At 67.0% G+C, this 10,243-nt stretch carries 10 protein-coding genes and 1 CRISPR repeat array; of the genes, 1 reads left to right on the forward strand and 9 read right to left on the reverse strand.

Features of this window, described 5'->3' with window-relative positions:
• Positions 1–32: 32 nt before the first annotated feature.
• The 6 genes from Ssi02_RS38030 to Ssi02_RS38055 form a co-directional block, all read right to left on the reverse strand.
• Complete coding sequence (locus Ssi02_RS38030) at positions 33–647, reverse strand: PIG-L deacetylase family protein (RefSeq protein ID WP_239130415.1); 615 nt, start codon at positions 645–647, stop codon at positions 33–35.
• Positions 641–1,513, reverse strand: coding sequence for a 5'-3' exonuclease (locus tag Ssi02_RS38035; RefSeq protein ID WP_204034047.1), 873 nt, complete (start codon positions 1,511–1,513; stop codon positions 641–643). Before Ssi02_RS38035 ends, Ssi02_RS38030 begins: the two co-directional genes overlap by 7 nt.
• A 160-nt stretch (positions 1,514–1,673) precedes the next feature.
• On the reverse strand, positions 1,674–2,648 hold the full coding sequence (locus Ssi02_RS38040; RefSeq protein ID WP_204034052.1) for a glycosyltransferase family 4 protein: 975 nt from the start codon (positions 2,646–2,648) through the stop codon (positions 1,674–1,676).
• Positions 2,649–2,737: 89 nt separating this feature from the next.
• A complete protein-coding gene (locus Ssi02_RS38045; RefSeq protein ID WP_204034057.1) occupies positions 2,738–3,196 on the reverse strand; it encodes a phosphoribosyltransferase family protein in 459 nt (152 codons plus the stop codon).
• A complete protein-coding gene (locus tag Ssi02_RS38050) occupies positions 3,193–4,143 on the reverse strand; it encodes a radical SAM protein (RefSeq protein WP_204034063.1) in 951 nt (316 codons plus the stop codon). The genes Ssi02_RS38045 and Ssi02_RS38050 overlap by 4 nt, the downstream gene beginning before the upstream one ends.
• Positions 4,140–4,694, reverse strand: a complete 555-nt coding sequence (locus tag Ssi02_RS38055) for a glycosyltransferase family 2 protein (RefSeq protein WP_204034065.1) — start codon at positions 4,692–4,694, stop codon at positions 4,140–4,142. The genes Ssi02_RS38050 and Ssi02_RS38055 overlap by 4 nt, the downstream gene beginning before the upstream one ends.
• A 114-nt stretch (positions 4,695–4,808) precedes the next feature.
• Here Ssi02_RS38055 and Ssi02_RS38060 point away from each other — a divergent pair, with 114 nt between their 5' ends.
• Positions 4,809–5,240, forward strand: a complete 432-nt coding sequence (locus Ssi02_RS38060; protein ID WP_204034067.1) for an NUDIX hydrolase — start codon at positions 4,809–4,811, stop codon at positions 5,238–5,240.
• Positions 5,241–5,687: 447 nt separating this feature from the next.
• Positions 5,688–6,205: a CRISPR direct-repeat array (repeat unit 28 nt; unit sequence GTCCTCCCCACATGCGTGGGGGTGAGCC).
• Between the two features lie 277 nt (positions 6,206–6,482).
• Here the strand turns inward: Ssi02_RS38060 and Ssi02_RS38065 are convergent.
• From Ssi02_RS38065 to istA, 3 genes are all read right to left on the reverse strand, one after another.
• Positions 6,483–6,899 carry a Clp protease N-terminal domain-containing protein gene (locus Ssi02_RS38065; protein WP_204034069.1) on the reverse strand — a complete coding sequence of 139 codons (417 nt, stop codon included), beginning with the start codon at positions 6,897–6,899 and terminating at the stop codon, positions 6,483–6,485.
• A 68-nt stretch (positions 6,900–6,967) separates the two neighbouring features.
• The gene (istB, locus tag Ssi02_RS38070) at positions 6,968–7,759 is read right to left on the reverse strand and encodes an IS21-like element helper ATPase IstB (protein ID WP_204034079.1); all 792 of its coding nucleotides are present in this window, start codon (positions 7,757–7,759) and stop codon (positions 6,968–6,970) included.
• Positions 7,756–9,390, reverse strand: coding sequence for an IS21 family transposase (gene istA / locus Ssi02_RS38075; protein ID WP_204034117.1), 1,635 nt, complete (start codon positions 9,388–9,390; stop codon positions 7,756–7,758). The genes istB and istA overlap by 4 nt, the downstream gene beginning before the upstream one ends.
• Positions 9,391–10,243 lie beyond the last annotated feature (853 nt).

The raw sequence follows: 10,243 nt of genomic DNA on the forward strand, positions 1-10,243 counted from the left end.
GTCTCACCAGTCGAGAACGCAACAACCCCGGTTCAAAGGTGCGCGGTACCCGGCAGTCGGCCGAGGATTGGTAGGGGCGTGAAGGCTTCGGCGCGGGCGGCGCCGATCCGGCTGCCCCACAGCGCGGCCAGGTTCTGCGCCATCGGGCCGAAGTGGTCCCCGATCGGCTGCGACCGGTGTTCGGCAAGGCCACGCATCTTCTGGTCGAACGTGGTCGTGATATCGATGATCACCGGCGCGTTGACCGGTCCGCTCAGCGTGAAGGAGTTGTAGCTGTCGCAGGTGTACAACCGTTGCGGGCAGCCGGTGTGGATGTGCGCCTCAGGCCGGCCCGCCAGGACAGCTGCGGCTACCGAGCGGTGGTCGGGGTGGACGTCGTCGACTGGGTGAGTGATGAGGACCTCCGGCCGGTACCGACGTATCAGCTCGTCGACCGTGGCGGCGTCCACGATGGTCCGGAGTTCGAGGTCGATGCCGAGGACCTTGGCACCGGCAACTGCCTCGGCATCCCGCACCTCATCATGCGTCTTGACCACACCGGTCACCGGGGCGTGGCGGGCGTGCAGGGCAAGAGTGCCGCCGGCCCACAGCTCCAGATCATCGGGGTGGGCCATGACGGCTAAGACGGAGCCCGGCACCTTCACCACATCCCCAGCTTCTCGATGACGTCCGCCGGCCGGGGCAGGGAACGGCTGGCATGCCCCGCGGCCTGCCAGGCGACGGGCACATCGCGGCGCATCCGGCTCAGCTCGCGCCAGCGCAGGACGTCGTCCCACGCCTGGGTGATCGCGGCCCCCTTGGTGCCCGCGAGCCGCCCAGAGCTCGGGAGGTCATCGAGAGTCAGGCCGCCGGCGAGCAGTCCCGCGGCGGTCCTGGCGCCGACGCCCTTCACGCCGGGCAGGTTGTCCGACTTGTCGCCGGTCAGGGCGCGGTAGTCGGGCCACTGGGCGGGGGTGACGCCGTAGCGCTCGTGGACCTCGGTGTCGGTGATGATCCGCTTGGACGCCTTGCGGGAGCGGTTAATGATCCGTACGCGTTCACCGTCCAGGAGCTGGTAGTAGTCCTGGTCGGCGCTCATGATGCGGATCGTGCGGTCCAGGTGGCGGTGGACAAGGGTGGCGACGACGTCGTCGGCCTCGGCGTCATCGATCTCCACCCAAGCGATGCCGTAGCCGTCGAGGGCCTCCTTCATCGGTGCCAGGAACTGCAACGGTGCAAGGGCCTCCGGTGTGGACTCCCGGTTGGCCTTGTAGTCTGCGTCGGCGTCCTTGCGCCCGCCGCTGCCGTGCTCCCCGTCCAGGACGACGCACACCTCGGCCGGCGCAGTGTCAAGATCGTCGCGGAGGGTCACCCGCAGCAGGGCGAAGAACGCGAACAGACCGGTCAGGTTCTGCTGCTTGTCGCGGGAGAAGATTGGGGCCGGGAATCCGAAGTGCCCGCGCCACAGCACGTTGAAGCCGTCGACGAGGAACAGCGGGGCTGCCGAGGATTGAGACGGGGCTACAGCACCCATCACGACACCGCCTTAATGAATTGCAGGGCGATTCGGTCGGGCCTGTAGTCCTGAGCCAGGTGGTACATGGCCTTTGAAGCTCGCCCGTAGGCTACCGGATCGGCGAGGAGCGTATCGACACATGCGAGCAGCGTGTTGGGGCCCGAACGGGGATTGCCCATTAACCACTCGATGCGTACGGGTGTTCCAGAAGAGCGGGCAGGTTACCGATCGGGTAGCTGACCACGGGCACCCCCACGCTCATAGCCTCCAAGGCAACCAGGCCGAACGTTTCCCGCAAGGATGGAACGATTACGGCGGCGGCTCCTGCCAACCAGGCGGGTACCTCACTCCAGGTCAGGCGCCCTTCGGACAGGGTGATGTGCGCCGCAGCGTCCACGAGGGCGCGGCATTCCGTCAGGAGCCGGGCTTGGGAGCCCTCGGCCGCCTCGAAACTCGCCGACGCGACCACAACCTCCAACTCCCGTGTCCAGTCGGCGGCGGCCGTCAGCAGCGGCACAAGGCCCTTCTCATGCCCGAGCCGGGCCAGCACCCGTACCGGCCCGGACCGGCGCCGTTCCACGTGATCGTCCTCCGGCGGTGCGGTCGGCGGGTGGAGGAGCGCGTTGGGTACCAGGCGCCACCCGCCGGTCGGCAAGCCGGCAGACTCAGCCTCGGCACACACAACCGGCGAGGGGATAATCACCCTGTCCGCGCGGGAGAGCGCCGCGGGCGCGTCTTCCGCGTTGGGCAGCACGTGTGCCATGAGCACCCGGCACACGCCGTCGGGCAGGTCGATGGCCAGTCGCCCCAGCCCCCACAGAGCGTCGGTGAAGACGACTGTGTCGGCCTGATGGCGGCCGATGATCTCCCAGAGGCGGGTTTGGAGTTCGTCCTCGCGATCGAGGAGGGCTTGGCGCAGCCTCTCGTCCGAGCACGGAAAGGCGACGGAAAGGTTGAGGTGCTCGATGGCGACGCCGTCGAGCCCGCTCCCCATCTCGTGCGGTATTGCGGTGGCAATGGCGATGCGGTGGCCCACTGCGGCCAGGCCGCAGGCGAGCGCGGCAGTGGCACGTTCGATCCCGGCGGGCGCGTCCATCTGCCAAGGAGCGAGGACGAAGACGATGCCGCGAGCGGTCGCACGGGTATCGGTCATGGCGTGTGGATCGTCTCGGCCACGGACAGCGGCTGCGTGGCGGTAACCGGGTGGGGCTCCCACGGGAAGACGACCCAGTCGTCTACGTCCTAGGCCCACCAGGTGGGGCGCAGAAGGCTGCCCACGTTGCGGCACAAGGCGACGGTGTCCACACGGGCATCCGGTGCCAGGCGTGGAGCGAGTACCTCGGCGACGGCGGCAAAGGTGGCCCCAGTGCCGCAGATGTCATCGACCAGGAGAACTCGCCCGCCCAGCGTGGCCGGAAAACCGTCCGAGACGGTGACCGTAACCGTGCCGGTGGCCTGCGCATACAGAGCATCAGAGGTGTTGTGTCTGGCCTCGACATGGCACACGGGTACTCCCAGCCGCGTGGCGAACTCCTTTGCGGGCCGCTTTCCACCACCTGCGATGCCGATCACCATGGCGATCGGGCCGGCCGCGATGGCGGCGTCGGCCAGGAGCGTCAGCGCCGTCTCGTACGCCTGCGGAGTCAGCAGGTAGGCGGTGCGGTGCCGAAAGATCCGTTGTGCCGGCGTGGTCCGAGTCATCGCCCGGCACCCTCGGGAAGGGGGAGGTGGAGATCGGCAGCGGTCACCAGCGGGCGTATGGCATGGATGCCCGTGGCGCCGCGCACGTTGTGGTACACCTGCCCATCAGCTCGGATCACCGTGAACCCTTCGGCGAGTTCCCGGGTCCGTAGCCGGACGCGGAGTCCGTGAGGCGGCTGGACGGACCTCACGATGCGCAGTGCGTCGGCATCCTCGACCAGCTCGGAGGCGGCGAGGCCGGCGCCGTCCCCGATTGGCAGCATCTGAAGGAAGGTGACGCCGACGGCGCCAAGATCGGCGGCTAGGTCGGCGACCGACTGTGCACGGTGGGCGGTGGACTGCATCAAGACCGTGTGCAGCTGCACCGGGACACCATGGGTCACGGCGGCGCGGACGCCGGCCACGGCTCGCTTGAAGCTGCCGGTACCTCGCCAGTGGTCGTGCGAGGCGGCGTCAGGGCCGTCGAAGCTGACTCGTATCGCATCCAGAACCGGGGCGAGCTCCTCCGCTCGGCGCTCAAGGTGCCAGCCATTGGTCGTGCAGCTGACTGCGGCCCGATGACTGGACAGCACCTTCAGTAGCTGCGGCAAGGACTGCAGCAGCAGCGGCTCGCCACCGGATATGTCATGGCCTAGGACGTCACTTGTGGCGAGGACGTCGGCGATCCGCTCGCGCTCGGTGGCGCCGCTCTCAGAGAGCGTCTTATCGTCTAAGCACTGCGGACAGTGCAGGTTGCAGCGCACCAGCGGCGACCAGCAGAGGTTGAAGGGGATACGTGTGTTCACTTGCCGCTGGGCAATGGTGTGCCACCCAGCCACCTCCTCGTCGTCCAGCATGACCCGCCCAGCGGGCACGTTCCGGCCCGGCATGTGCGTGAGTTCCGTGGCCGGGTCGTACACCAGGGGTATCTGACCCAGGGTGGCCGCAGCGAAGACCCGTACTGTCATCGGCTGATCACCTCGGAATCGCCAAGCAGTTGCTCGGCGGCTTCGCGGAAGGCAGTTGCGCGGCCGTGCGGGGCCGGAGCGTTGAGCAGCCGCCGGTAGTAGGCGAGGGTGCTCGGCCAACTGGCGAGCTTGGTCTGCCACTGGGCGTCGGCATCCGGAGGATCGAGGTGGAAGCCGACGCACTGGCGCACGGGGACGACGAAGCAGCCGGCGGCGATGAGAGCGGCACCGAGATGGGTGTCCTCCATGCCCCAGCCGACGTGCCCGAACACCGGGTCGAAGCCTCCGATGTCGAGCACCTTCTCACGCGGGGCGGCCATCAGGGCGGTGACGACCACGCGCGGGAGGTCCCAGTCCAAATACGTGGCGCCGTGGCCGAGTTTTTGGAAGTCGTCGGTGTCATTGAGGGGACTGCCGGTGATGGGACGGTCCAAGTCGATGCCGGTGTACAACTGCTTGCCGCCCTGGCTGTGCCAGGTGACGCGGTGGTCGGCGGCAAGGTCGGCGCTGCCTTCGGGAACCTGGGCACTGCCGCGGCGGCCCCGCTGCACCGCGTGGACACCGGCGACATATCCCCCGGCAGGCCGCTTCAGACCTCGCCGAACTCATCGGTGAACTACTGTCGCACCATTAGCCGCCGCCTCGCGAAAGGGCTCCCATCGGAAATGCGCCAGCAGGTCACCGTCGACGTCCACATCATCCTCCGCCGCGACCGCGACGTGCTGCTGTGCCTGCGCCAGGGCGGCTACGCCTCCGGGCAGTACTGCCTCCCGTCCGGCCACCTCGACGACGGCGAGACCGTCGTCGACTGCGCCGTACGGGAGGTGCGCGAGGAGGTCGGCGTCACCATCAAACCCGCCGCGCTGCAACCGGCGAGCGTCATCCACCACCTGTCACCTGAGGGCAGGCCGCGCGTCGGGTTCTTCTTCGCCACCACGGTGTGGGAGGGCGAACCGTACAACGCCGAGCCGGACAAGTGCGCCAAGATCTCCTGGGTGCCGATGGATGTCCTACCGGGCAACACTGTGCCGTACGCCGCTGCGGGCCTGGCGCACTACCGGGGCGGGGTGGGAATTGGCCTGCACGGCTGGCCATGACCGGGACCAAGCCAAACAAGCCAGTTAGTCTCGCCTCGCCGGGTTGGCGCGCTATGTGAGAGGACTGGCAGGGCAGCGCCTGTGATTGCCCTTTGGGCGGCGTGGGTCAAAGTAGCGTGCCCAAGACACCGTGAGTTCTCCAGCGGCCTCAAGAGACGTCCTCGCCGGACATAAGCCGATGAAGTCACGAGCTCAAATCTGAGGCACAGTGACGATCTACCGCTGCAATTCCCTCTTGGCCGCCGGCAGACAGTTGAAGAGTTCGGACGGGCTGCCGAAGGGCCAATAGAGTACCTGATGGCGCACAACTGTCCACTTTTCTCACCAAGCCACTGTCAAAGCCTCGCACACCCCTCCCCCAGATTGACCGACCCGCCTTGGCAAACACCGCCAAATGCCGACAGGAGCATCGCCCCAGGTCACCGATATCGACCCAGCTCACGAAGGGTCCTCCCCACATGCGTGGGGGTGAGCCAGCCAGGCGACTGCCTGGTGTTCGAGGACTCCCCGTCCTCCCCACATGCGTGGGGGTGAGCCGAGTGGTCGGCGGCTGAGGGGCGGGGACGTGCGGTCCTCCCCACATGCGTGGGGGTGAGCCGGGGACAGGATCATTTTTGCGGATGAAGCCTACGTCCTCCCCACATGCGTGGGGGTGAGCCTCTGACGTGACGCATCGCTGCGTGCATCCGCTAGTCCTCCCCACATGCGTGGGGGTGAGCCGGAGTGTGGACAGATGCGGGATCTCTACAACAAGTCCTCCCTACATGCGTGGGGGTGAGCCGACCCCGACCCCACCGTCCAGGCCGGGATCGACGTCCTCCCCACATGCGTGGGGGGTGAGCCGCGGCCGTGGCGTTGATCCCGCGGGCCTCCCGTGTCCTCCCCACATGCGTGGGGGTGAGCCGATGGCCTCGATGTTGGCCTCGGCCATCCGTCGGTCCTCCCCACATGCGTGGGGGTGAGCCGGGCATAGTTCTCCCTCGGGACTATCAGGAGGCGTCCTCCCCACATGGGGGTGAGCCGTACGTCGAAGACAAGGTGGCTATGAAGGTGTAAACGAGAGCCGGGTGTTGGTTGGATCGAGAGCCAGACATTGATCAATGGGCTCAAAATGTTGATCGCTTCGGGAGCCATCATGACCTGCCGGGAGCGCCGGTCGGGTGTTGCAGCGAGTGACCAGCCGGAGTTCCGGTGCCGTCAGAAGGCAGGGATCCCGCGAGGCGTCAATCACCTGAAGTGAGTTCAGAGAGCGTCGCCGTGGAGGACCCTGATGATCTGATCGCGGGCTTGCTGCAGGCCGAGGCCCAGGGCCTCTGTTCCAACCTCATGTAGGAGACCGAGCAGGAGATGCTCGGTGCCGACATAGCGGTGCCCGAGCCCGGCCGCCTCATGGCGGGCCACTTCCGTAAGGCGGATGAGGTCTGCGCTCATCGCTCGGCTGCGGGTGCCGCCGAGGTCGACGCCGAGGCTGTCGAGCGTTCTGACGGCCACGCCCTCATCCAGGCGGGCCAGGCCCGCCAACAGATGATCGCCGGTAACGCGGTCATGTCCCTGAGCCCGTGCTTCCTGCTCAGCCAGGTCCAGCACCTGCCGGGCACGAGCGGTCAGGAGGCGCTCCAGGGGTTGGTGAAGGACGGTCTTCCTCAGCTTCCTCAGCATGACGCCTCCGTCCGCGCGAGCAACTGACAACAGTATGGTGGCGCTGAGTCGACCGTGCCAGGGGCCGGTCAACCGGCCTGGTGTTCGGCGCGGGCTTTGGTCTGGGCAAGGCGGTAGGAGTCGCTGCCGGTCTCGATGATGTTGCCGGCGAAGGTAAGCCGGTCGACGATCGCAGCGCAAAGACGCGGATCGGTGAAGGTCTTGGTCCAGCCGGAGAAGGATTCGTTGGAGGCGATCGCGACGCTGTTGGTTTCCTCGCGTTCGGTGAGTACCTGGAAGAGGAGTTCGGCGCCGCGCCGGTCAAGTTCCATGTAGCCGAGTTCGTCGATGCAGAGCAGGTCGACGCGTCCATAGCGGGCGACGGTCTTGGCCAGCACTCTGTCGCCGGCGGCCTCGACGAGTTCGTTCACGAGTTTGGTGACCAGGGTGTATCGAACGCGGTAGCCCTTCATCGCCGCTTCGGTGCCCAGCGCGATGAGCAGATGGGATTTGCCGGTTCCCGAGTCGCCGATGAGGCAGAGCGGCTGCCCCTTCTTGACCCACTCGCAGGAGGCGAAGGTATGGATGACGGCGGCGGCGAGGTGGGGGTTGGCGTCGAAATCGAAGGCGCGAAGGGATTTGTCGCGCGGGAACTGAGCGGCCTTGATCCGGCGCTCGCTGCGGCGACGGTCCCGATCGTCGCATTCGGCCAGCAGAAGTTCGGCGAGGAAGCCCAGGTAGGACATCTGGTCGCGGGTGGCGGCCTCGGCTAGGTCGGGGAAGGTGTTGCGGACTGTGGGCAGGCGCAGCATCCTGCAGGCCTGGTCGATGGAGGCCTGAGCAGCCTGCTCGGTCATCCCGCGGTGGCGAGGGACGGTCATGTGTTTCCTCCCTGGGCAGGACGCTCGCCGGCCGGTCGAGCGTGTTTGAGCAGCTGGTCATAGACCGCGACCGAGGGCAGCGGTCTGGTGTCGCGGGGAAGCTGAGCCAGGCGCCGCTGGGTCAGGAACGTCACAGGCGAGGTGCCGTCATGGGCGCTTTCGGCAGGCGAAACGGGTAGCGGTCTGTCGTCTTCAGCGGCCTTGCGCGCTTCCAGGGCGACGGCGTCGGCGGTGAGCGCCCCGGCCCGCAATGCGGCGGCCAGGCCGGCGACGAGGTATTCGGTGGGGATATGGCGTGCCAGCAGCAGGACCTCGATCAGCGCCCGGGTGCCGTCACGGTCGCCGTGGGCTTTGCAGGCGGCCGCCCACCAGGTGTCGTGGACGGGAGTGAACTTGCCCGCGGCCCGCGCCTGTTCCAGCGCGGTCGCGCCGGGCAGCGCTCCGGGTTTTCGGATCAGGACCTCCAGGTAGTGGTCCAGTTCCAGGCGGCAACTGGCTTTGGCGAACAGCCGCTCGTGCCGGGCGACGCTCTCGGAGCCGTCGTAGACGATCAGTTCTGAGGCGTGCAGCATCACCCGCAGCGGGCGGCCGATCAGCCGGGCCGGAACCGAGTAGCGGTTGGTGCGCACGGTGATCTGGCTGTAGCGGTCGACCCGGACGGGCAGCAGCAGCCCGGTCTCGAACGGCTCCTGCGGGACCGGCCGCAGCAGCGGCTGTTCGGTGGCGAAGTACTCGCCGATCGTGTGGGCCCGCGAACCGATCCGGCGGGCCTGGTCCTGCAGGTCCCAAAGGTCGATCATCTCGTTCAGTTCGGCGAGGGAGGCTGCTTCGGGGACGGGGACCAGGTGGTTGCGGCGGAACCATCCGATGTCGCCTTCCACGCCGCCCTTCTCGTGGGCGCCGGTCACACCGGGCTGGCAGTAGAAGGGCTCCAGGCCGTAGTGAGAGCGGAAGGCGGTCCAGCGTTCGGTCTCTTTGCGGGCCCGGGAGAAGCCGAGCACTTGGGCGACCGCGGCCTTCAGGTTGTCGTAGCGGACCTTGCCGGTCGGCAGCCCGCCCAGCACCCCGAAAGCGTGGACGTGTCCCTCGAAGAACGCCTCCTGCCCGCCGGTGGCGAAGATGCGATGGACAGCTTTGCCCGAGTACGACATGCGGAATGCGAACAGGAAGCACTTCACCTGCTCGCCGGCGATCCGGACCGTGACGTCCCCGAAATCGACCTCCGCCTCCACTCCCGGCCGATGCGATTGCGGAACGAACGCCTGGGGCGGTCCCCGACCGGCTTCGATCTTGATCTCGCCTCGCCGCCGGGCGACGTAGGCGCGGACCATCTGATATGAGACCTCCGCTGCTTGATGCTCGTCCAGCAATCGGGCGAAGATCCGCTTTGCCGTGTGCCGCTGCTTGCGGGGCGCGTCCAGATCCGCGCGGAGCATCTCGTCGATGACGGGTTTGAAGGTATCCAGTCGGCTCGTCCGAGGTTCCATCTGCTTCCTCGGTTCGGGCCAGGCCTGCTCCAGTGCTTTGGCCACCGTGTTGCGGCTGATCCGGTACTTGAGTGCGATCTGTCGCCCTGACAGGCCCGCTCGCGCATCGCGGCGGACTGCGGCGAACAGCCCGACTTTGGACATCGACCGCGACACCGGCGCCTCCTCACGCGGAGTAGCGGCTTCGATACTCTCACCGCGAGGGTGTCAGTGGCTCTCGAATTCACCTACACAGCCCCCGGCACCTCAACCACGACCAGAGCCACTGACTGACATTCGGCTCCGAATCTCACCTACAAAGCCAACAAGGCCAACGTCGAGCAGCGGTCCTCCCCACATGCGTGGGGGTGAGCCTTCAGCAGGCGCTCAAGAGCATCGCGCTGGACGGTCGTGCCCTATGCGTGGAGGTAAGCCAAACGACGTCCACTGCTCGCTCTCCACCCCTCGTTCTCCCCACATGCGTGGGGGGGGTTGAGGCATTGCCATGCGCTCCACCGCCCTATACGCCGTGTCCTCCCGACGTGCGTGAGGGTTGAGCCGGTCAGGAACGCTGGCGGTCTCGGTCATGCGGGACCTTTCCCGGGTGCAGATCGACGCATGGCGCGCCGACTGCTGTTCAGGGCATCAGGCATCAGCCCAGCAGTCGGCTATCTGCTGCAGTCACCGTGCCAATGGCGCCGGAAGACGGTGATGGGCGAAATACGTTCCTCGAAAGCGTCACCGACTCCGCCATCCAAGATCAATGGCGTGCATCGGGCCAAGCCGCTTTCGCTAGGCCGGGCTCCCTAGGCTCGCATCTGATGCTCACCAAACTGAGTGATCACTAGCTAGCTCAGCACGGGCAGAAAAAAGATCTACGACCGTCTCATCACGTGCTCAGTTGTGCCGAGGGATGAGGGTTGGTCCTGCGGTCATCGTGCGGTCATGATCTTGGGAAAGACCAAAGCCCTGGTCGCCGATATGTCGGTGACCAGGGCTTACGTGGTAGCGGGGGCAG

This window comes from Sinosporangium siamense (assembly GCF_016863435.1).
Taxonomy (GTDB): domain Bacteria; phylum Actinomycetota; class Actinomycetes; order Streptosporangiales; family Streptosporangiaceae; genus Sinosporangium; species Sinosporangium siamense.